General features: G+C 55.8%; 18 protein-coding genes. 14 read left to right on the top strand and 4 right to left on the bottom strand.

The features are described 5' to 3' along the window. Window positions 1-296: 296 nt before the first annotated feature. The gene (locus L248_RS02570; protein ID WP_022528492.1) at window positions 297-785 is read right to left on the bottom strand and encodes a nucleoside 2-deoxyribosyltransferase; all 489 of its coding nucleotides are present in this window, start codon (window positions 783-785) and stop codon (window positions 297-299) included. 18 nt (window positions 786-803) lie between these two features. Further along, on the bottom strand, window positions 804-2207 hold the full coding sequence (rlmD, locus tag L248_RS02575) for a 23S rRNA (uracil(1939)-C(5))-methyltransferase RlmD (RefSeq protein ID WP_022528493.1): 1404 nt from the start codon (window positions 2205-2207) through the stop codon (window positions 804-806). A gap of 25 nt (window positions 2208-2232) precedes the next feature. Between rlmD and recX the strand changes: the two genes are divergently transcribed. The 6 genes from recX (at window position 2233) to L248_RS02605 (ending at window position 10387) form a co-directional block, all read left to right on the top strand. Next, the gene (gene recX, locus L248_RS02580) at window positions 2233-3039 is read left to right on the top strand and encodes a recombination regulator RecX (RefSeq protein WP_040534620.1); all 807 of its coding nucleotides are present in this window, start codon (window positions 2233-2235) and stop codon (window positions 3037-3039) included. Between the two features lie 628 nt (window positions 3040-3667). Beyond that, a complete protein-coding gene (gene trpB, locus L248_RS02585; RefSeq protein ID WP_022528495.1) occupies window positions 3668-4882 on the top strand; it encodes a tryptophan synthase subunit beta in 1215 nt (404 codons plus the stop codon). Next, a complete protein-coding gene (trpA, locus tag L248_RS02590) occupies window positions 4875-5609 on the top strand; it encodes a tryptophan synthase subunit alpha (RefSeq protein ID WP_022528496.1) in 735 nt (244 codons plus the stop codon). Before trpB ends, trpA begins: the two co-directional genes overlap by 8 nt. Window positions 5610-5988: 379 nt before the next feature. Beyond that, the gene (locus L248_RS02595; protein WP_022528497.1) at window positions 5989-9075 is read left to right on the top strand and encodes a WxL domain-containing protein; all 3087 of its coding nucleotides are present in this window, start codon (window positions 5989-5991) and stop codon (window positions 9073-9075) included. Window positions 9076-9246: 171 nt separating this feature from the next. Continuing rightward, a complete protein-coding gene (ntdP, locus tag L248_RS02600; RefSeq protein WP_040534506.1) occupies window positions 9247-9783 on the top strand; it encodes a nucleoside tri-diphosphate phosphatase in 537 nt (178 codons plus the stop codon). 79 nt (window positions 9784-9862) lie between these two features. Further along, on the top strand, window positions 9863-10387 hold the full coding sequence (locus L248_RS02605; protein ID WP_022528500.1) for a hypothetical protein: 525 nt from the start codon (window positions 9863-9865) through the stop codon (window positions 10385-10387). Between the two features lie 159 nt (window positions 10388-10546). On the opposite strand, the gene L248_RS02610 is transcribed toward L248_RS02605, so the two are convergent. Both L248_RS02610 and L248_RS02615 read right to left on the bottom strand, forming a co-directional pair. Then, window positions 10547-11053, bottom strand: a complete 507-nt coding sequence (locus tag L248_RS02610) for a hypothetical protein (protein WP_022528501.1) — start codon at window positions 11051-11053, stop codon at window positions 10547-10549. After that, window positions 11043-11519, bottom strand: a complete 477-nt coding sequence (locus L248_RS02615; protein WP_051999836.1) for a GNAT family N-acetyltransferase — start codon at window positions 11517-11519, stop codon at window positions 11043-11045. Before L248_RS02615 ends, L248_RS02610 begins: the two co-directional genes overlap by 11 nt. Before the next feature lie 261 nt (window positions 11520-11780). Between L248_RS02615 and L248_RS02620 the strand changes: the two genes are divergently transcribed. The 8 genes from L248_RS02620 to L248_RS02650 all read left to right on the top strand — a co-directional run bounded on the left by L248_RS02620 (window position 11781) and on the right by L248_RS02650 (window position 23236). Continuing rightward, a complete protein-coding gene (locus L248_RS02620) occupies window positions 11781-12815 on the top strand; it encodes a DUF916 domain-containing protein (protein WP_022528503.1) in 1035 nt (344 codons plus the stop codon). 55 nt (window positions 12816-12870) lie between these two features. After that, window positions 12871-16878: a hypothetical protein gene (locus L248_RS02625; protein ID WP_155828550.1), complete on the top strand. Its 4008-nt coding sequence runs from the start codon at window positions 12871-12873 to the stop codon at window positions 16876-16878. A 117-nt stretch (window positions 16879-16995) separates the two neighbouring features. Beyond that, window positions 16996-18153 (top strand): AI-2E family transporter, encoded by a 1158-nt coding sequence (locus L248_RS02630; RefSeq protein WP_022528506.1) that lies wholly within the window; start codon window positions 16996-16998, stop codon window positions 18151-18153. Window positions 18154-18244: 91 nt separating this feature from the next. Continuing rightward, window positions 18245-19636, top strand: a complete 1392-nt coding sequence (locus L248_RS02635) for a hemolysin family protein (protein ID WP_051999837.1) — start codon at window positions 18245-18247, stop codon at window positions 19634-19636. A 158-nt stretch (window positions 19637-19794) separates the two neighbouring features. Continuing rightward, entirely contained in the window at window positions 19795-21396 is a 1602-nt protein-coding gene (locus L248_RS02640; RefSeq protein WP_040534510.1) for a peptide chain release factor 3, read from the top strand. Window positions 21397-21663: 267 nt separating this feature from the next. Beyond that, window positions 21664-21801: a hypothetical protein gene (locus L248_RS15740; protein WP_022528509.1), complete on the top strand. Its 138-nt coding sequence runs from the start codon at window positions 21664-21666 to the stop codon at window positions 21799-21801. 12 nt (window positions 21802-21813) lie between these two features. Then, window positions 21814-22563 (top strand): diacylglycerol/lipid kinase family protein, encoded by a 750-nt coding sequence (locus L248_RS02645; RefSeq protein WP_022528510.1) that lies wholly within the window; start codon window positions 21814-21816, stop codon window positions 22561-22563. Window positions 22564-22579: 16 nt separating this feature from the next. Continuing rightward, window positions 22580-23236 carry an HAD family hydrolase gene (locus L248_RS02650; protein ID WP_040534512.1) on the top strand — a complete coding sequence of 219 codons (657 nt, stop codon included), beginning with the start codon at window positions 22580-22582 and terminating at the stop codon, window positions 23234-23236. Window positions 23237-23478: the final 242 nt, after the last annotated feature.

The following is a 23478-nucleotide window of genomic DNA, read 5'->3' on the forward strand; positions in this document are numbered from 1 at the left end:
TAGTCCCGTTTGGGTTTAGTCGATAATTTCATCGTGGTGTTCTGCTTTACTGTCAACCTGGATGTGGCCGAGTTTGTGTGCGAATGGAATTTTGGGTTGCCAAAGAGGTAGGGTGACGGAGGGCGGAGCAGATTGGGGCTCAGCTGTGAGATTGTTGTTGGCGGCTTTGCCGCCTACAACAAGGTCGAGCTTTAAGACCGCGCGTACTTTGCGCGGGCTTAAAGTCGGCCCACAGCGTTCCAGCCCCAATCTGTGATGTGCCCGGAGTCACCCGGGTATCGCGAACAATTTCTCTCCTACAAACGCGCCTCATCATCGTACTCCCGCACGGCCGCCAGCAGATCATCCACGCTGGTCAGAATCTTCCCGTTCAGCTTGATCAGCCCCGTGGTGTACAGGTTCAAGTAGTGGAACTGGTTCTCCGCCACCTCCTGCAGCGCGTCCAGCTTCTGCTGGTTCGTCGCCCCCAGCCGGCGGCTGTCCGTATACAGCCCCAAAATGGGAATATGCGCCTGGTAGGCCACGCCGATCTCGCTGGCCACGCCGTTGTCGATGGTCGGCCCGTCCAACACCGCAATCAGCAGGTCGCTGGCCAGGACCTTGTCTGTGTCGGCCTTGGCGATCATCAGAGAATCGGCGTAGGCGTTCTTGTCGTTGATGCTGGCGTTCTCTTGGGGCAGGTAGACCTCCACCAAGGGATACATGGCCCGCAGCTTAGCCACGACGCGGGCGTTGAACTCGGCGTCGGCTTGGGAGAAAAGACCGTTGGCAAAATAAATTTTCATGACTGGAAAACTCCTTTTCTACTTTCTCAAACTCAACTGGACCACGGCTTCGCACCGGGCTGTCTGGGGGAACATGTCGATGGACTGGATCCAGTCCACATCGTAGGCCTCAGTCAGGGTGACCAGGTCGCGGGCGAGGGTGGACGGGTTGCAGGAGATGTAGACGAACTTGGCCGGGCGCTCCTGGACGATGGTCCGGCGCAGGGCACTGTCCAGACCGGTGCGGGGCGGGTCGACGATGAGTGCCGTGGGCGTCCAGCCGTTGGCCCGCCAGCGGGGGATGATCACTTCGGCCTTGCCGGTCTCGTACTGGGCGTTGGTGATGCCGTTGATCTTGGCGTTGTACTGGGCGTCGCGGACGGCGGCAGAAATGGTCTCCATTCCCCGCACCTCGGCCACGTGGGGCGCGGCCGTCAAGCCTAGGGTGCCGACCCCGGCGTAGGCGTCGATCAGGCGGTCGTCAGCCTGAAGGTCCAAGGCCCGCAGCGCAATGGCGTAAAGCTGCTCCGTCTGGACGGGGTTCAGCTGGAAGAACGCCTCGGGGGAGAGGACGAACTTGTGCCCCCGGAGGATCTCGGTGATGGTTTTCTCCCCCGCCAGATGGATCGTGTTCGGTCCCCAGATGAGCGAGGTGTCGTTGGGGTTCGTGTTCTCCATCAGGCTGGTCACCCGGGGCATGGTCTTGCGGATGCCGTCCCGGAGCAGGTCGCGGCCGGGGAAGTTCTCGACGCTGCTGATGAGGGTCACTTGCACCTCCGGTGTCGTCGCCGATTCCCGCACGACCAGGGTGCGCAGCCCTTGCTGGTGGTGGGCCAGGTCGTAGATGGGAATGTGCAGCGCGTTGAGAAGCTTGACCAGTTCGTTGATGGTTTGCATCGTGCGCTTGCTTTGCGTGATACTATCCGTGATAGGGATCAAGTCGTGGGTGCCGGGCGCGTACATCCCCGCCACGACCTGCCCGTGCTCGACCGCCAGCGGGAACTGGGCCTTGTAACGGTAATGGGTGGGATTGGCCATGCCGATACCGGGCTTGATCTGGTAGTCCTTGTAATCCCGTGGGGCAAACTTGGCCAGGGCTTGGCGCAGCACGTCATCCTTGAAGCGGACCTGCGCCGGGTAGGCCAGATGGTTCAGTTCCAGGCCCCCGACTTTCCCGTAATTCGGGTCGCTGGGCTGGACCCGGTCCGGACTGGGTTTCTCCACGTGGGTCATGACCCCGCGCAAAAACGACGGCGCGACGTCCGTGATGGTCGCCGAGACCACCTCGCCGGGGAGGACACCGGGAATGAAGATGATCTTGTGGCGCAGGTAGCCGATACCCTCGCCGTTAATGCCCAGACGCTTGATCGTGATGATGACCCGTTCGCCAACGGTGGCGTCGACGCCGCCTTGGTGCCGGATACGTGTTTTAGAAAATGCCATAATGAATTCCTTTCAGGAGGTTACCATGCCAACGATTACGAAGATCTCAGCCCAAAAACGCAAGGGCCGGTATAATCTATTTCTTGACGATGAGTTTGCTTTCGGCATCGACGAAGGCGTGCTGGTCCAGTATGCCCTGGCTAAGGGGCAGGAACTGACCAGCGCCCAAGTCGCCGAGATCCAGGAGCAGAACAATTTTCGCCATGCTTATAATATAGCAGTGAACTACCTGGCACACCAGTTACGCACCCGCCACGAGATTTGGACCAAGCTGGAAGACGAAGAGGTCCCGCCCGCCTATATTAAGCAGGTGGCCGCCGAACTGACCAGCCAAGGCTATCTGGACGACACTGCCTATCGGGACAGTTTCGTGCGCACCCAGATGCTGACGACGGAGAACGGCCCCACCGTTATCCAGCGCAAGCTCCGGGACAAGGGCATCAGCCCCGATCTGGCGAGTATCGACGCCATCACAGATATCTATCCCGAAGACGAGCAGCGGCAGACGCTGGCCAAGCTGATTGCCAAGCAGCGCAGCCATTACCGCACCAGTTCGGCCCGGGAGCAGGAGAGAAAAGTTCGGCAGCACCTGTACGCCAAGGGCTTTTCCGGGGACTTGATCAGCCAGGCCATCGCGTACGCTGATTTCACCCCGGATGCCGAGGAAGAAGCCGACGCATTAGCCACTCAGGCCGAGAAGTACTGGCGCCGGTATGCCAGCAAGGGCTTGGCCTACCAGAAACGGAAGACCAAGACGATGCTGTACCAGAAAGGCTTTGACCTGGATGCCGTGTCGAACTGGATCGCCGATAAAGAAGCCAGTGAAGAATAATTTTGCTTTTCTCACAAAATGGGGGTTGACGGCGTTCAAATGAGAGCGTAGTATCATTGCCAACAGAATAATTCGTCCTCAAACCGCTGAGGTGGAAGTCAAATCTGCTGTGCACGCCAAGAGAGTCGCCGTTGCTGAGAGTGCGATCGAACGCAGGCAGGTAAATGGACCACTGAGGGTTTCCCCGAAACTGATGGAGTACGGGAAAACGTGTTGGCATACGTCAGTTGCCGGGAGAGTGATTGCTCTTCGCTAAGAGGAGGACCCAGGCGCTATTTGGGCACTTGGATTCTCAACTAAGGTGGCACCGCGGAATTCAATCCGTCCTTAAGCAGCAAACTTTTGTTGTTTGAGGGCGGATTTTTTTGTACAGAGGGCGGAGCGGCCCGGTTAGAAGCGTAGGGATAAGGGCAAGTGAGGGAAAAACCCGCACTTAGGTTTTGCCCTCACTCGCCCTTATCCACTAGCTTCTGGGCCGCGGAGCCCGTTTATGGCGGGCTGGCCCGCACTTGGTTTTTTTGGCTTAGGGTCCTTAGACCATGGTGGCCTGCTCGGCGGAGCCCGTTTAGGCGGGCCGCTCCACCCTCTGATTATCTGTCACCCGTTTTTCTCAGAAAGGACGATTCTCATGCAAGAAATCAAATCTGATCACACCTTCACCACCCCCGGTCATTACGGGGACTTTGGCGGTACTTACGTCCCCGAATTGCTTTACCCCGAACTCCAGCGGGTCGCCGACGCGTATCACGCCGCCCGCCAGGATCCAGCCTTCAACCAAGAATTGAACGACCTGCTCGCCAATTACGCGGGGCGGCCGTCGCTGCTCTATTATGCCGCCAACATGACCAAAGACTTGGGTGGTGCACAAGTCTATCTCAAGCGGGAAGACCTGAATCATACCGGGGCGCACAAGATTAATAACGTATTGGGCCAAGCCTTGGTGGCGAAGCGCATGGGCAAGAAGCGGCTTATCGCCGAGACCGGCGCGGGTCAGCACGGCGTGGCCACCGCCACCGTGGCTGCCCTGTTCGGCATGGAATGTGAGATCTTCATGGGTAAGGTGGACACCGAGCGGCAAAAACTCAACGTCTACCGGATGCAGCTATTGGGGGCTAAAGTGACGCCGGTGACCAGCGGCTCGGCCGTACTGAAGGATGCCGTCAATGCAGCCCTGCAGAATTGGGCGGCCCGTTCCGACGACACGTTCTATTTATTGGGTAGTGCCGTTGGGCCATACCCGTTCCCTGAAATGGTGCATGACTTCCAGAGTGTCATTTCTAAAGAATCCAAGCAGCAGATCCAGCAAGCGGCCGGCCGTCAGCCGGACTACATCGTCGCCTGTGTCGGCGGCGGGTCTAACGCCATCGGTTCCTTCGCTGAATACATTGCCGACCCCGCTGTTCACCTGATTGGTGCCGAGGCGGCCGGGAAGGGCGTCGATACGCCGGAGAACGCGGCTACCATGACCAACGGCAGCACCGGTATCTTCCACGGCATGAAGTCCAAGTTCTTGCAGAACGCGGACGGGCAGATCGACAAGGTCTATTCCATCTCGGCTGGCCTGGATTATCCCGGCGTCGGCCCGGAACACGTCCGCCTGCAGGAACTGGGCCGCGCCCAGTACGTCGCCATCACCGATGACGAGGCGGTCAACGCTTTCGAGTACATCGCCAAGGAAGAGGGCATCATCGCCGCCATCGAGAGTTGCCACGCCATCGCCGAGGTGATGAAGCTGGCGCCCACCTTGGGCAGCGACAAGATCATTATTTGCACCGTTTCTGGCCGTGGTGACAAGGACGTGGCCAGCATTGCCAAGTATCGGGGGGTCGAGATTGATGACTAATGTTGATGTAGAGAAGAAAACCATCGTGCCGGTGATCGTGGCTGGCGATCCGAGTTTAAAGCGCACCACAGAACAAATCATCGCCCTCGGTCAGGCCGGCGCGACCCTGGTGGCCGTCTCCGTCCCGTTCTCCGATCCGGTGGGTGATGGACCGGTGATTCAAGCCGCCGATGTGCGGGCCTTAGATAACGGTACGAATCTGGCCGGGGTGTTTGCGGCCATTGCCCAAGCCCGGGCGGAAACGGATGTCGCCATTCAACTCACGCTTTATGCCAACGTGGCGTACAAGTATGGGGACACGGCGTTTGCCGAGAAATGTGCCGCGTTAGGCATCACCGACGTCCTCGTCTTAGACTTGCCCAGTCAGGAAGACGATCCGCTGCCTGCCGCATTGCGGGCTGCTGGGGTGAACCTGGTTGCCGTGGTGACCACGAACTCTTTGCACACCGTGGCGCCCTTGGTGGCAGACGCGGCCCACTTTATCTTCGTGATGCCGATTCCGGGCAGCAATTCCGGTGCGATAGCGGATCAGCTGCGCCTGCTCGTGCCGGAAATCCGTCAGCACACAGATTTGCCAATTATTGCCGAGATTGGGCTGCCAGACGTGCCGATACCAGCAGCAATCCTGGCCGCTGTGGACGGGGTCTATCTGGATACGGTCTTCCCCGCAGCCGCCAGTGCGGGTTCAGAAAAACTGAGTGCGTTGTTCCAGAAACTCACCGCTTAAATTCATCGTTCTTGCACCTGCCCGGAGGGGCGGGTGCTTTTTTTTCTGCCCCCTGGATGCGTTATTGGTCAGCGGTGTTCAGGCATTGGCCCTGTTTGCAGAATAGGCAATGTGTTAGAAGAATTGTCTTATAAGATTAATACTGGTAATTTAACAATCCTGATATATCACCTCGAACAGTATAAAAACCGAAATGAAGTATTTCAATATCCCTTTGCAATTATTACAATGTGTATAAAATAATCTGTATGATTCATTTTTGAGAGCAATTCATTATCAAATTTGAATATTTTTCCTACTGAATGTCGTGCTAAGCTGGAAACACTCAAAAGTGGGAAAAATGACCATGGAGATTTCATTGGGAATGCGAGGGGATAGCATGCAGACGTTTCATCAGCGCCACCGCGGGAGCGGTTGGCGGCTATTGTGGCTTGCCGCATTGGGCGGCTTGTTTCTATTGGTTTGGACCGGGTTGACGGCGCCGACCCAGGCCGTTGCGGGAACAAATGCGACGCCGCCCAGTCAGGCGGCATCGCAACCGGCGCTTCTCCCGGATTGGGTGGAGCAGGCGGCAATCGGCACACCCTATACGCCCACTGCCTTTCTCAACTTACCGGCCGCCCAGCAGGCCAATCTGCTGCAGGCCGTCCATCCGGAGATTCCGGTGAGCAATGTGAGTCAGACCGCCTCCGTCGGCAAAATGGCACCGGTTACGGAAACTGGCACGGTGCCTGCTCAGATGACGCTGACCAGTCAGGCACTGCAACCGGCGGCGGCCGTGGCGGATGGTCCCGCCGCGTTGTCGTATCTTGATGTGCAAACGCCGTCCCGATCCGACAGCAACGGTAATTATACGGTGGGGGCGCCCTTCAGTACGACCGGCAATAGTACGACCACCATGACGAATGCCGTTAATATTGGTAATTGGAGTCAGACGGCGGTCAATGCGCTGCAGCCGAGCAACTTTACAGTCAGTGTTCCCCAGGGCTTCAACGCGGCGGATATCACGGTTTCTCTGTCCAGTGCCCGGCCGCGGACGCTGTCCCTGACATATTCTTATCGGACCCGTAGTTTATTGACGCCGGAAGGAAGCAAGATCACCCTGACGACTCGGGGGGCTAATGGTGACCAGCAGGCGCTCCAGATCGTTTTCAACATTTGGCAGCCGTCGATCAACCGGACGAATGGTGTCATTCGGCTCGGTAATGGGTTGAATATGCTGTATATGTTCAACAAATGGTATTCCGGCTACACCGTTGATCACACGCAGATTTCCAACATCGATATGAAGAGCATTGATATCCCCAACGTGAATTTGGAAGACACCACGACTTCCCCCGTGACCCGGATTGTTGGGTTAGGGAGCGATACGGGCTATACGCCGACGGCTTCGGATTTTGAAGGTATTAACGGCTTTCCCTGGCATTCTTCCTCGCTGATGATTGGCACTTATGATGCCAAAACGATCAAGATTGGCGGAATATTTCAGGCAGGGGCAAATGACGGGACCTATCTGCCCAATTATCAGTTTGATGAGCTGCGTCATTTGAACATGTATCCAGATGACACCAACAGTAACATCTTGCACTTGACTTACGATGGCTACATCACGGATACGGCGATTCTCAAGCAGCTGAATATCAACACGACCTTAATTCCCCAAATCGTGATTCACGTCAGCAACACGCTGCAGCCCAATCCGACCAGCGACCAGATGCAGATGACGGAGGATGTGACGAATGCCACGCCGGGGTGGAATCCCCAAGGAGCTAGCGGGTTGTATTTCGTGCGTACGTTTGATACTGCCTTCGGCCAAACGAAGTACCAGCAGACGTTGACAGGAAATCGCCAGGATAACGCCCCCGTGCGCTACTTGCCGCTGGGCAATGACGGCCGTTTGAAGGGGTTGAACGAAGGCCTCTTTATCGCTTCTGCCATTAATCAGCCGAATTCCAACACGCCGAACCCCATCACGGCGATGATTTCATACAACTTCAACAATGTGAATGGGCCGGACGGCTGGCTGGGGGCCAACATGATGGCGTGGGGCGAGGCAGCCGCCACTTCGTCTAATGATGGACCCAACAGCTTGGGCACCAGTGTGTCGGTTAATGCCGATGGCTCTACCACCCCGGTAATGAGCTACTCCCGGGTCTTCGGGAATCCTAATTTGGGCCCCAGTGTTGGTCAGGCGGGCCAAGCGCTGCCTGGCGGTACGATTGCTTACCAGGGGAACGGGCTCCTCCAAAAGCTGGATACGGGTATCGGCATGAAATGGTCCGCAGATTATATCAAGGCCCAAGGCGGCTTCGCCCCCGGCCATACGGTACGGATGGTCTACAACGGCGCCATCAACAATGCCTATCCCCCGATGATCCGGCTGTCGACGCATATGCTGACGGTCAAACAAGACCAGGCACCGATTCAAATAAGCGGTGCCGTGACGGATATGAACAGCAAGGCCGTCAACGTTTACTACACAGTAGACCAAGCGGTAAACACCACGAACCCAGCCAGCTTGCCGACCACCAATTTGCTGGCCCGGGCGGCGTATCCTGACGGGGCGACGATTCCCCACGACAACTACCTGAACTTCGCCAGCACGTTATCTGCCGACCAGGCATCCCAGCTGCGCCGGATTACGCAGGACGGCAAACAGCACACGATCACCGTTTATGCCATCGACGTGCCTGATTATACCCAGGCTACCGCCTTGGCATCGAATGTGGAAACGATCAAGGTGAACACCCCGGTCAAGGCGGTCTTGCACTTTGTTGACCGCAACGGTGCCGCGCTGCGGCCCACGGTGACCAAGACCGGTCTGCCGGGTGATGCCTATAATTTTGCTGACTTTGCCACTAGTACGGCGGACGTCACGACGACGCCGGCCACCAGCTTGACCGGGGCGCACGCGCCTGTGACGTTAACGAGCGGGGGATTGACCTATCGCTTGGGTCAAGACAGTCTGCCCACGAATGCCCAAGGCACCTTGCCCACCGACTATGACAGCGTGGATATTTACTTTAAGTACGCGACGACCTATCTGCAGCTGACCGTGAAGAATTTGGACTTTGGTACATGGCCTTTGCCAGGGAGCAGCGCGGTTTCTTATCCCACCACGGAGCCCCAGAACCAGAATACGTTCTTAATTACGGACAATCGCATCAATAATGATCCGCTGACCCTGAGCGCCTCCCTTTCTGCCTTCTCCAACGGCACGAGCACGCTACCCTATGCCAATCTCACCTTCACCCAAGGCAGCGCGTTCAGTATCGTCATGGCGGGCAGCGGAACGGCGATGGGCGATCCCACGACCATTGCCGCCAACCTGCAGCACTCGGCGAGCAGTACCACCATCCCCGTCGTCTTCGACAGCATTAGGCTGGGCATACCAGGGACCGGTGCCGGGATCACCAGCGGCGAATACTCGGCCACGGTGACGTACTCGCTCTCTGATGGGTTATAGTCCATCCAGGCCGCTGCCTGGGTCAGAAAAGAAACCGTTTCCGGTAACGGGACGGTTTCTTTTTACGCTTGTCCAAGCCCGTCACTGGTTCCGGGCCGGGCGCCTTTTGCCCGGCCCTCCTTTCTGTTATAATCAAGGGCGACTAACAGTTCCACGAAAGCTGGGTTCGCAGTGCATCTTCCCAAGGAAGGAGACTATATTGCGATTCAGAGCTACAAGCATGATGGGAGTCTACATCGTACCTGGCGCGATACAATGGTGCTTAAAACGAGTGAAAACTCGCTTATCGGGTGCAATGACCACACGCTCGTGACTGAAGCAGACGACCGCCACTGGCTGACCCGCGAGCCGGCGATCGTCTATTTCCACCGTAAATACTGGTTCAACGTGATCGCGATGATCCGCGACAACGGGGTGTCGTACTACTGCAATTTAGCCAGCCCGTTCGTGATCGACAAGGAAGCTCTCAAGTACATCGATTATGACCTCGATGTGAAGGTGTTCCCCGACGGCGAGAAGCGCCTGCTCGACGTGGACGAATACGAAGCCCACAGCAAGCGCTGGTCCTATTCTCCGGAGATCGACCACATCCTCAAGGAGAACGTTAAGATCCTGGTGGACTGGATCAACACCGGCAAGGGCCCGTTTTCTCAAGCTTACGTTGACCTCTGGTACCAGCGGTACCTCGAGTTATCTCATCGCCGCTAGTTGTAATCATAGTCTCGAAAATAAAAAAGCCGGGGGTTCCTCGGCTTTTGTCTTGTCTATTTAGAAGAAAGAGGAGTGCATGATGGCAGAAATTAAACAGATCGGTGCGCAGCGGATGATTGGGTACCCGTACCTGCCCACAATGATGGACGGCAACGGCAGTTTCTACTCGGCGTGGCAGGAGTTCTTGGGCAGCGACGCCCCAGCGCAGTTGGACGCCCACCAGACCGGGACGAAGAACCGCAGTGCGCTGATCGTCTTTTCCCCGTACTCCTTCGTTTATTACATTGGTGCGCTGTTCCCAACAGGGACCGAGAAGTTCGGCGACTTCGTGACTTTCGACCTGCCTGACAGCCGAGCCGCGGTCTATACCGAGCCCGCGGATACGATCATTTATCAGATGGGCGTCAACCAGGGCATTGAGCGCCTCATGAAGCAATATAAGGACGCCAAGCTGGCGATTCCGGACCACCTGGCGTTGACCAGCAAGCCGTATTTGTTAGAAACGTGGCGGCTGGACGACCAGGCCGCTGTCCAGGAACATGGCGGGATCATGTATATCGGCTCGCCTCAGGATAGTCAGCCCGACGAGTACGAAGACTGAATGATTTGATGCAAGGAGCGCATCAAATCGGAAGCAGGCAGTGCCTGGCAGGTTGACAGGCCTGGCGCTGATTGTGGACATGGTGGTTGGTTGTTGCGTGCGTGAAAGAGGCGCCGTCAGATTCTTTCCTGGGTGGAGAGAGCTGATGGCGCCTCTTTTTTATTTTTGGGAGCGGATGGTTTTGCCGCGGCGGACGGGGACAGCTTTGCTGCCGGTGCGTTCAACGCTGAGAAGGTCGTAGTCGATGTAGCCGCCGATGAGGACGGAGATGAACATGATGAGCATCAGCCAGCCAATCAGCGAGCCCATGATCAGCGGTTGCGGGAAGACATTGCGGACGACCCAGGTGGCAATGCCGCAGAGGACGAAGTCGATGCCCAGGTTGAGCACCCGCTTGGTCATGTTGCCGTCGACCTTGAAGAAATCCAAGATGTCCCGCAGCAGCGGCCGGGTCGCGTTGGCCACCAAGATGGCCAGCGGCCGTTCCACCGTGACCTTCAACGCACTCATCACGACGGCGCCCACGGCAGCGCCGACACAGGTCCGCCAGAGGCTGGCACTATGCAGCACCAAGGCATTGTAGCTGTTGCCAATGACCAGCAAGGCACAGAGGTAGGGCAGCAGGAACAGGAATAAGTAAACCGCAACGATCTTTTTATTGGACATGGCGCAGCGCCCCTTCTTCAGTATCTTCTACTAAAGACCTTACCATTTCCCGATGACGAATGCCCGCATCCAGGAACTCTGGCCGGCTGGTCAGGGTGTAGCCTAATTTTTGGTAGAAAGGAATCGCGTGGACTTGGGCGTGCAGCACCAACTTGTCGTAGGCGTTGTCCTGGGCATAGTCCGCGATGGCTTGCAGCAGATCCGCACCGATGCCGTGGTGGCGCGCATTCTTGCGGACGGCCATACGCTGCACATCACCGACCCCGTGGGCATCTGGCACCAGCCGGACGGTCCCCTCGGCGTGATGGTCAGCATCGTAGGCGACGAAGTAAATGGCCTTGCCCTCATCGCTGTCCACTTCGCGGTCGGCGGGGACGTGCTGCTCTTGGACGAAGACTTCTTCCCGAATCGCCAAGGCGTCGTCATAAACGGGGGAATTCAAGGATGTTGTGATTTCAATTGCCATTTTGGCCACTTCTTTCGTTTTCTGATGTCTTGTTATTATACCATGCGTCACCGTTACCCCAAGTAAGCCCTTACGACGGGTGGGCCGTTCCTTGTTTACAACTAAACAGAATTGTCAAAAGGTTGGTATAATGCTACCATTTAGACGGTTGTCGGTGCTTGCTCTGCAAGCAAAAAGCAGACCAATCAATTTTCCTGAAAATTACTTGTCAAAAACGCGTTCAGTTATTTTTCAATTCGTGCTACCGTGGGAGATGGTGTTGTGTACCGCAGACTCAATTGGACTGACCTTTGGGGCGTATTTTTCATTGCATTCGTACTGCTCTTTGGCGGCGGCCAAGTCGTGCAGGCGGCCAATACAACGCCAAAGAAAGCATACGCAATCAATGCGCAGCTGCCGGCCAACCAGGTCGACAACGCTTTACAGTATTGGGAACTGCGTTTGGCGCCTAATCAACAGCAGACCCTCAACCTGCAGCTAGCCAACATTGGCAGTCAACCGATTACCATTACGGTCTATGCCAATAATGGTACCACAGATAGCAATCCGCAAATCATTTATGATCGCACTGCGCCAGCAGTGTATCCCAAGACGGCGGTCAGCTTTGCCTCCTTGGTTCAAGGACCGAGGAAGAAGCAGGTGACCCTGAAGCCCTCTCAAACAACGACGGTGAGTTTCAAGATTCGAGCACCAGCGAAGCAGTTCACCGGGATGATCCTAGGCGGGTTGTATGCCGTGGCCGATGTGACCACTGATGCCAACGCTACCGTTCGTTCTCGGGTGGCGTATCAGCGCAGCGTGGTCCTGCAAGGGAACGACATCAACCAGGTCAAGCCCAAGTTACACTTTGGGACTGTGAAACCGGCTGTGCAAGCAGACAACATGGTCCTTCGCCTGGCCACGACTAATCCGGCAAAGATGTACGGTGAGGCCATTACCACCGACATGCAGGTCAATCGCCAAGGCGACATTAAGCGGCTGGTCCATAGTACGAGTCAAGACGGCAAGATTGCACCGAATAGCCGCTTTGATTGGCAATTCAACATACATAAGCTGCCGGCGGGCAACTACACGATGAAGCTGGTCGTTTCGGGGAATAACGTCCCGAAGCAAACAATCACGCGCAACTTCACCATTGAAGGATCACAAGTGCAGTCGGTGGCGGACTATCTTGGCACAAATTCGCCGGGCAAACTCGCCATTATTATTATCCTGGGCATCTTAATTGCTATTTTGCTCGTCGGTGGGTGGGTTCTGCTTTACAACCGCGCCAGGATGCGCAATCACAATAAATAAGCAATTATCCGTTTCGTTTGGAAATCACGAGTATTACATAATGGGGGAATGGTTCATGAAGTTCGTCAGGATTCGCCGATTGCTGCTCCGCGGTGCCGTCGCACTGGCGGCAGTCGTTGCTGTGGACAGTTTTTCACCAAGCACACCACATAGTTCGAAGGTGTATGCTGCCACTATTGGGGACACCTTGGACAACGGTGCCCTCACACTTGGAAAAGACAGTGACGGTGTCAACGCCGTCCTCAGGAATGGCAAACCATGGAGCATGTACACAATTCCCGGTCTCATCCGTGATCGTAAACCTAGCGAGGGATCGTTTGTAAAATGGGGATACAATGGCTGGTCTGGTGCTGAACAAGGTATGCCCCTGGGAACTGACATTTCTGGTGGCGGTTCTCAAAGCGTAACAGACACAACCAACAACTGGAAGAACCGCGTTACGGCGTCACCTGTATCGGTTGAATTCAAGAAAAGTGTGGCAAATTATGGCAATGCATACTTTTCTCTAAATTATGTTGACAAAGACAATTTAGTTGATTTCAGTAAACGGGATGACGCGACATCAATTGCAAGTGCATGGGCCGGACAAGACACCTCGTCATTGAGTACGGATCAGAAAAACGCGATTTTCAATCCTACGGGTGTGCAGTCTAAAATGATCAATTCAAACGGCAAGTTTGTTCTTGATCCCAAAGCTTCCTTTAATGGCGGATACTTGCAAGCAACTGGGAATGTTCCGATTCAAGCGGCCATTGCTGGTTCGAGGAGCTCAGTGGATGCCTCTATGTCCGGGGACTGGGCAGTCATGGTTCGTGTGCAAGTAGCCGACGGCATGGATGCGAAAGCACTGGCGGCCAGTATTGATTGGGATAAGTCTTACTATTACTTATCCATTGACTCCATTCCTATGAAAATAGTTGGGATAACTATTGCTCAGCAGAACATTAACTTCCCACTTCAATTTGATCATCATGTTTATCTTGACCCTAATAATCCGCATCAATTCTTTCTTAAGGTTAAAGGCATTCCCTTTATGTTTGATAATCAGGAGTCAGGGACAAATGGACTGACTTATGGTCGTAGCCAGTTAAAAATGCAAAATGGCAATGCCGACTACGTCGATTACTTGAATAATCGGCAAATTGATAAGGGCAAAGCATCAACGCTGGACCACTTCGGCACGAAAAACTCAAAAGATGCAGCGACGTCGCTTGATGACAGCACCTTGACGACCAGTACGTCGTCGGGAACACAGCCGGCTATCGCGTACCAAGAGCAAGACAATACCAACCTTACCGTGAATACGATGTGGGATCCCTATAATGGTATTATCACATTTTTAAACCCAAACCACTCACCGGTTTATTCTGCGGGTTTAACTGGACAAATGGCTTCGTTGCTCAATATTGGTCATCCCACAACGTCTAGAAAGTTAGCTACTGGATGGGGCAGCGGTTTCAGAACCAGTATCATGCAATTTGTGACGTCTTATTTCACAAATGCACCATTTACCGGGAGCGCCCATATTAACTTTTCGTTTGACATGGATAAGTATTCTGCCGGCACCTCCTCGGACGAGCAACAGATAACCAATGGCCGTCTGTTTCCTTCGCCAAACGCAAATGGCACTTTCAACAACAGCAAGGGCGCTGACTCGTCGCAAGATCCGATCAAAATCACGATGTATGATTCTTCTCAACTTGTTGACCCTTACAGTGTGACTAGTGGCGTAGACACTGAGACTGATGATACCGCCACTACTCAGAGCCCCATGCAAAAGGTGTTGCATACAAGTCAGGCAAACCAAACAGGCAAAACGCCTGCAGACTATGCCGTGATAAACAAAGATGATCTTGACAAAGGGACGACATACGACACTTATACTAACTTCTCATCTTGGACTGGTGCTATCATGCCGTACGACCGTATGCACTGGACCGACGATGACAAGGATTCGCAAGATGCGACGTACAATGACACCATGCATTCTTCACCGAAACTGCAAAAAACTGGCACTGCATCGCCTGACCCAACACAAGACGGCATCCTAATGAATGATGGGAGCAGCACCGGGTACGATATCGTGAAGCGCAGCAACCTAATCAGCACATACACCAAGCAGTGGTCACCCGTCTTTAATGCTAATGCCAAGTATCAATTGACATATCCGGGTGAAATCTGGCCACAGCGCTATGCTAATGTGTATCAGTACTACGACTATGACAGCAGCGGCAAAGCCACGAACGTGGACATCAAGCCAATTTACACGGATGCCGCTACGAACAAACTGAATGTCAAGACGACAACTGATGAGAATATCGATGCGGATAACGCAGATCCGACAGCGCGCAAAAATATCATCAGCTCGTTGGACGGCAAACAATGGCATTACACAGGAACGATGACCAGTGGTGGCACCGCCGACCTGCCTCTGGCCGATGCCACGGTCAACCTTGCCCAGTCGCTCAAGCCTCAGATTGACTTGAACGCTGGCGGTCTCTACGTGGTCAATGATGATGATTTGAAGCAATCCGGTGGTGTGACAAACTGGCTGGGATATTATCGTGATCCGTTGCTGATTTCGAATAATGACCAGCTCAGCGGGACACAAACGACATCGGGTACGGCGACAGATAAGGCGACGCAAACCGCTAAGTGGTCGTCTATGGTCACTGACACGCAGAGCCATCGATTGAACTTGAACCTCGGAACAAATAATCCCTTTGTGAACGCTGATTTAAGCGGTTGGGATAAGCCGTATGCTGAAGGCATCACGCCAAGTGTGGACAGCAGTAATAACGAAACCGGTGATGGTACGTATCATTTCGCCATGCCGAACGACACCTTTGACGAGGGCCGGTTGTACTTCAATACAATTACACTTAAGCGTCGGGCTTCTGTAAAGACACACAACGATTATTCCCTGCAAAAGGCAGTTGATGGTCAGGCCGATGCGAGTTATCTGGTTTACCGCAACCCCAGTCCGGCACCAGACAATAATGTGTACACCATCGATAAGTTCTTCAGTGGTACCGACGACATTGGCGATGAGCCAACTCGGCATTTTGTTAAAGCTCCGGACGGGAAGACGGTGCCTGATTATTCGGTGACGGCGCATGTTAACATCAACGGGAAGAAGGCAAACCAGGAGGACACGATGACGCTGTTGATTCCCAAGGTCGGGACGGGGACGAGTGCACTTCATCTCAAGGCTGCTCCGACGGTTGTCGCGATGGGTGGCGGTGATGACCCATCAGTCAGCGGGGCGGAGGGATTACCGGCGGCGTTGACAGACCAGTATTATGCCTACGATTTGACCTTTGCTGAACCGCCGAAGACAACATTCACTTACACTTACGATTATGTTGGTCCCGATAAGACGACCGCCTTTCCAGCAGACTTCTTAAACCGCGGATTGATCGACGTGCTCATGAACAAGTCACAATTGTTAGCAAGTTCCAATGCCATCTATTTTGCATCTTGGAAAAACGTCAACTTGGTCAGTGTACCAAGCCTGGACTTTGGTAAACGAACCCTGCCAGGCACGGCGGGGGGCGTCTATCCGTTAGCCGGGTTATCTGGAACCGGCACAGATCAGCAAGTAACAGATAGTGACACCGCAAATGCAGCAAAGAGTGCGGCCAAGCTGGAAGTGCAGGATAACTTGAACAATCAGAGCTCCTGGACGGTCTCTGGTCGCTTGGATGCGTTCAACAATCAGGCCACCAACACTGATTATGACGGTTTTCAAATCAATCTGGGACTGCCGGCGACGGACACGAAAGGGACTTCTGAAGGGTTGCCGGTACCACCGGCTTCTGGGCCAGTGACTGATGCTCAAAAAGCATATGTGAACCACGACCCGCTCACCATGGTCGCAGGCGGTGCGGCCGTGAATCTGTACAAGGTTAGCCGTCTGGTGGAAGCCGATGCCAATGCCACGCCCCTGACGCGTTATTACACCAACGCCACACTGACCGTTCCGGCCAACATGCCGCAGACCGTTACGAAGGGGAAGTACACGACCACAATCACCTACTCGGTCCTTGACGGGACACTGTAAACTGCTTATTGTTCAATGTTGCACCGTGTTTTTCTGTATTGAAAGACACGGTGCAGTTTCTTATACGCGTTTCCCAGTGCAGTCTGCTAAACTAAGAACAGAAAGGGGCACACGGTGATGGGCAAGCAATTGCGCGAATCGAAATTATTCTATTGGACGGTGCAGATCCTGGTGATTGCCACGCTGATCTGGGTCTTCTCCCAAATTGGCTGGGTGTTCAGCCCGGTGGCGACGTTCTTCAGTACGCTCTTCGGGCCGATCATCGCCGCCGGGTTCCTGTTCTACATGCTTAATCCGCTGGTCAACCTGCTGGTGAAGCTGCACATTCCCCGGCGGATGGCCATTTGGCTGCTGTTCCTGCTGCTGTTGGGGGCCGTGGCCCTGCTGGTGGCGGCGGTGATCCCGAACCTGATCGTTCAAGTCACCCAGATGGTGAACAACTTTCCATCCTTCATCAGCGAAGTGCGCAAGTCCACCACCGCCTTTCTCAACAAGCCGTCGCTGAAGCGGTTCAACTTGGCCCAGTCGTTGACGAAGCTGAACTTGGACCCGGCAACGATCCTGCGCTCGATGCTCAGCGGCGTGACCAGCAACATCGGCGGGGTGGTGTCGTCGGTGGGCAGCGTGGTCATCTCGGCGATTACGGTGCCGGTGATGCTCTATTACTTCCTCCAGGACGGCCATAAGCTGATTCCCAACATCCAGCGCTTCTTCCCCAACCGGATGAACGAGCAGGTGGGGGATGTCTTGAAGAAAATGAACGAGACCATCTCCCACTACGTTGCCGGGGAAGCCCTGGAGCTGCTGTTCGTCGGCACCTTCACCGGCATCGGCTACGTGATCATCGGCATGCCTTACGCCTTGCTGCTGGGCGTCGTCGCCGGCTTCTGCAACATCATCCCGTACCTCGGTCCCTACCTGGGCATCGCCCCGGCGCTGATCATTGCCTCCACGGTGTCCTGGGAGAAAATGGCCCTAGTGGCGGTGGTCGTGGTCATCGTCCAGCAGCTGGACGGGAATTTCATCTACCCGAACGTCGTCGGCAAGGCGCTGGACATCCATCCGCTGACCATCATTATCCTCCTGCTGGTGGTGGGCAACCTCTGGGGCATCATTGGGATGATCGTCGGGGTGCCGATTTACGCGGTGGTCAAGACCATCTTCCAGTATTGGCACAACATTCGGGTGCTGCGCGAAAACGGCGAGCTGACTGAGTTCAGCAACGTCCCCGTGCGCTGGCACCTGCCCAGCGGTCAAGACCCGGATAAAAAGTAACGGCGGTTCTTGAATTCAGCGGTGGCCGTTGCTATACTCTTAATATCATTACTATTTTTGAGTGAAAAATGAAAGCGAGTGTGGTTCTATAATGAGTGGTGACCCTGGAAGTACGAGCTTGGGCGGTCAGATAATTTTGATCGTCATTTTGACAGCGGTGAACGCAATCTTTGCGGCCGCGGAAATGGCGATCGTTTCTGTCAACCGGCCGCGCATCGAGGCGGAGGCCAAGGACGGCGACAAGAAGGCGCAGAAGCTGCTGCTGGTCATGAATAATTCCAGCCAGTTCCTGGCCACGATCCAAGTGGCGATCACCTTTGCTGGTTTCCTGTCTTCCGCCAGCGCGGCGACGTCCATGGCGTCTCGCCTGGCGCCGGTCTTCGGCAACGTGTCCTGGGGCGAGGAAGCCGCCACGGTGATCATCACCCTGGCCCTGTCTTACGTCTCCCTGGTCTTCGGGGAACTTTTCCCGAAGCAGGTCGCTCTGGCGAATCCGGAGGGTGTCGCTAAGGGTACCGTGGGTATCGTCAAGTTCGTCAGTGTCTTCACCAAGCCCTTTGTCTGGCTCCTTTCTGCCTCCACCAACATCCTGACCAAGTTGACGGGGCAGAAGGCGAAGCGGGACGAGGACAATATGACCCGGGAAGAAATGCTCCAGGTCATCGAAACGTCCCGCAAGACGGGGCTGATTCGGCCGGATGAGTACCAGATGCTGGAGGGGATCATTACCTTCAACGACAAGATGGCCCGGGAGGTCATGGTGCCCCGGACGGATGCCTTCATGATCGACGTGGAAGACGACGACCAGGAGAACATCGACGCGATCCTATCCCAGCCGTTCTCCCGCGTCCCGGTTTACCGCGGCGATAAGGATGAGGTCATCGGCATCGTCCACATCAAGCGGTTGCTGAAGCAGGCCCGCACGGTCGGCTTCAACCGCTTGAAGATTGCGGACGTCATGTCCGAACCGCTCTTCGTTCCCGAGACGATCACCATTGATGAGCTGCTCCGGGAGATGCAGAAGACCCAGCAGCAGATGGCCATCCTCTTGGACGAGTATGGCGGCGTCGTCGGCTTGGCCACCATCGAGGACCTGCTGGAAGAAATCGTCGGCGACATCGACGACGAATCCGACCACGTCACCACGCTGTACCACAAGGTCAACGACTACGAATTCGTGGTCAACGGCAAAATGCCGATAACGGACTTCAATGATGAGTTCGGGTTGGACCTGGAAGCCGACGACGTGGATACCATCGCCGGTTACGTGGTGACCGCCCTGGGGTCCATCCCCGTGAATGGCCATCCCATGACGCTGGACATCGGTTTCGGTATGCAGCTGGTAACCGGCCATATGGACGGATCCCGTCTGGAGACGGTCTATCTGCGGCTGCCCCAGCTGGCCCCGAAGCCGGTAGCGCCCGCCGCGAACACGCTGAGCAGCGCGACTGACGATCCCAGCCATGCGGTGAATGCAGGGTAATCTATTTTTTGGTAGAATAGGCGTTAAAGTCGCTGTGACTTTAGCGCCTTTGTCGTTGTCAAGAAGTCGAGGAGGACCAGCTCATGCGCGGGACCGTCTGGTAACGGCCTTCATTCCCATTGATCGACACTCAGGAGAATGAAGGAGACATTACCACTATGATTGAACAACCAGTAAGTAAAAAAACATTAGACCAAGCCATCGCCAAGCGGCGGACCTTCGCGATCATTTCTCACCCTGATGCAGGGAAGACGACGATTACGGAGCAGATGCTGCTGTTCGGCGGGGTGATTCGCTCTGCCGGTACCGTGAAGGGCAAGAAGTCCGGCCAGTACGCTACCAGTGACTGGATGGAGATCGAGAAGAAGCGGGGCATCAGTGTCACCAGCTCCGTGATGCAGTTCGACTACGCCGGCAAGCGGGTCAACATTCTGGACACCCCGGGGCACGAGGACTTCTCCGAAGACACGTATCGGACTCTGATGGCGGTGGACGCTGCCGTCATGGTCATCGATACGGCTAAAGGGGTCGAGCCTCAAACCAAGAAGCTGTTCCAGGTCGTGAAGAAACGGGGCATTCCCATCTTCACGTTCATGAACAAGCTGGACCGGGATGGGCGCGAGCCGCTGGACTTGATCGCCGAGCTGGAAGACCTGCTGCACATCGAGGGCTACGCCATGGACTGGCCCATCGGCATGGGCAAGGGTCTAAAGGGGCTGTACGACCGCCAGAACAAGCGGATCGAGCTGTACGGCTCGGAAGCCAAGGGCGAGCAGTTCATTCCGCTGAACGCGGACGGCACCATTGACCCCAGCAACCCGCTGACCGAAGAAGGCGAGTACCAAGACACCCTGGGCGACATCGACCTGCTGAATGAGGCGGGCAACACGCTGGACTTGGCGAAGGTGGCCACCGGCGATCAGACCCCCGTCTTCTTCGGGTCGGCGCTGACCAATTTTGGTGTGAAGACGTTCCTGGACAGCTTTCTGTCCATGGCCCCGGCCCCTGCCGGACACAAGACCGTGGATGACAAACTGGTGAAGCCGGACGCGGATGAGTTCTCCGGGTTCGTCTTCAAGATCCAGGCGAACATGAACCCCAACCACCGGGACCGCATCGCCTTCGTTCGGGTGACGTCCGGCGAATTCGAGAAAGGCATGGACGTCACATTGGCCCGCACCGGCAAGACGCTGCGGCTGAACAACGCCACGGAATTCATGTCCGATGAGCGAGAACAGGTCAGCCGCGCCGTGGCCGGGGACATCGTCGGTCTGTACGACACCGGCAACTTCGCCATTGGCGACAGTATCTATACCGGTAAGGAGAAGATTCAATTCCCCAAGCTGCCCCAATTCACCCCGGAGCTCTTCGTCCGCGTCACCCCCAAAAACGTGATGAAACAGAAGTCGTTTCACAAGGGCATGAAGCAGCTCGTTCAAGAGGGCGCCATTCAGCTCTACAAGACCTGGAACACTGACGATTACGTCCTGGGCGCCGTCGGTCAGCTGCAGTTCGAAGTCTTCCAGTACCGGATGCTCCACGAGTACCACTCCGAAGTAGAGATGACCCCCATCGGCTCCCGCACGGCCCGCTGGATCGACCCAGACCAGCTGGATCCCAGCATGGCGTCGTCCCGAAACCTGCTGGTCAAGGACCTCGCCGGCCAGCCGCTGTTCCTGTTTGAGAATCGGTTCGCTGAGAATTGGTTCCATGACAAGTACCCCGATGTGCAGCTGACGGCGAAGTTCCAGACGGATTAATCCGAGAGGACGGAGCCGAATGGTTAGGTTACCCGGCCTAAGCGGCTCTGACGCTGAAGGCCCTGGTCTTGGGTTTTTGGTGCTAGGGCGCTTAGTTGTGGCGGCCTGCTCGGCACAGCCCGTTTCTGACAGTCAATTCATTACAGCAAAAAAAGCGCCCCAGCGGCGCTTTTTTCGTCGGCCGATTTTCTCCGCAGGCACAGCGCGCCGCCAACCGGGCGTTATGCTAGACTTAATATACACAGATCAACGAAAGGGGATGCGCACATGATCCAACACGTCGGTATTTTTTACAACGATCAAGCCGGCCATAGTCAAGCGGGGAAACTCGCCCAGCGATTGGCGACGAAAGCCGCAAAACAGGGCATCCGCTGTGATAAAATCACCGCGCCGAATGTGGAGTAGGCCATTACGGCGGTGGCTAAGGCGACGCACCGTTACGATGCCCTGGTGGCCATCGGCGGTGACGGCACTCTTAACCTCGTGGCGACCGCCTTTCTCCGGGCCCGGAAAACGGTGCCCCTGGGCATCATTCCTGGCGGCACCGTCAACAATCTGGCCCACCAGCTGGACATTAATCCGCTGACTGTGGTGGCGATGGACCAACTTTTGACGGCCATCCAGCAGGACCACACCGTCAGCATCGGCATCGGCCAGGCCGGTGACCACGCCTTCGTCAGCTCCCTGGTGTTCGGTGCGCTGGCGGACATTTCTAACCAAGTGCGGCAGACAGAAAAGCGCCGCTTCGGCCCAATTGTGTACGTGGCCAAGGGGCTGAAGCTGTTGGTGACGAACCGGTCGTACCGGATCGAACTAATTCACGACGGCACCACAGAAACGTCCCGGGTCTGGACTGGCTTGGTGACGACGACCAACGGGGTGGGGCGGGTACAATATATTCCTGACGACACCGCGGATACGCTCCACGTCTCGCTCCTGCACCACTTCCGCTGGGGCAACCTGCCCACCTACATCCATTATTTCCTGAACGGCCACTTCGACCAGGCCAAGGGCGTCACCTACTTCACGACCGAAGAGCTGCGGCTCGTTCCCGCCAGCACTAAGCACACCATTCGCCTGCGGCTGGATGGCGATAAGGGGCCAGCTCTGCCGATGACGATCCGCTGGCTACCCCGGTACATCCCCGTTCTGCTGCCGAAGCAGTGAGTCGGTGAGGAAGAAAATGTTTCAAGCCGTCATTTTTGACATGGATGGGGTCTTGATTGATAGCGAAGTGTTCAACTTTGAACGCCGCCTCGCGTATTTACGGTCCGTCGGCGTCACTCCAGGGACGACTGACATTCAAGACTTCCTTGGCCAATCGGCGGAAACCAAGTGGCAGCTGGTGGTGCCCGACCCAGCCGAACGCGCCCGCGTTCGGCCAGGGTTCTATCCTTACAAAGCCGCCCATCCCATCACTTACGCTGACCACGTCATGCCTGGCATTCAAGCAACCGCCCGGTGGCTTCACGCCCAGGGCATCCGCCTCGCCGTCGCCTCCGCCGGCAGTCGGGCAGAAATTGACCGCATGCTAACGGCCACCGGCCTAGCCCCATATTTCCAAGTGATTCTCAGCGGTACAGAACTCACCGAAAACAAGCCCAATCCCCAAATCTACCGCTTAGCCGTCACCCACTTAGCCGTCCCGCCAGCCGCTTGCCTCGTCATCGAAGACAGCCGCATCGGCATAACCGCCGCCAAGCGCGCCGGCCTCACCGTCTGGGCCTTACAACCGAAGCAGTACCACATCGACCAGTCCCAAGCAGACTGGCAATTCGCAGATTATGAGGCATTCCGCCGTCACTTCGCCGGCGTCCAGCGGTCGGCCAATCTGGGGTGATACGTTTTAGGTGTGTTTCGTCAGTGACTGCATCTTATCTTAATTGGTGAGTTTTATGCCACGGCTTTGGGTTGGATGGTTTCTCGCCGTGAACGGCAGGAGGGTGACGGAGGGCGGAGCGGATTTGGGCGTCAGTGGTGAAATTGGGGGTGTGACAAAACTTGTATTCCAACATGACTGAGTGTCAACGCGTAGCAAGCGGAGGCAAAACGGGCTCAGTGGTGAAATCATTCTTGGCGGCT

It is taken from the genome of Schleiferilactobacillus shenzhenensis LY-73 (genome assembly GCF_000469325.1).
GTDB classification, from domain to species: Bacteria; Bacillota; Bacilli; order Lactobacillales; family Lactobacillaceae; genus Schleiferilactobacillus; species Schleiferilactobacillus shenzhenensis.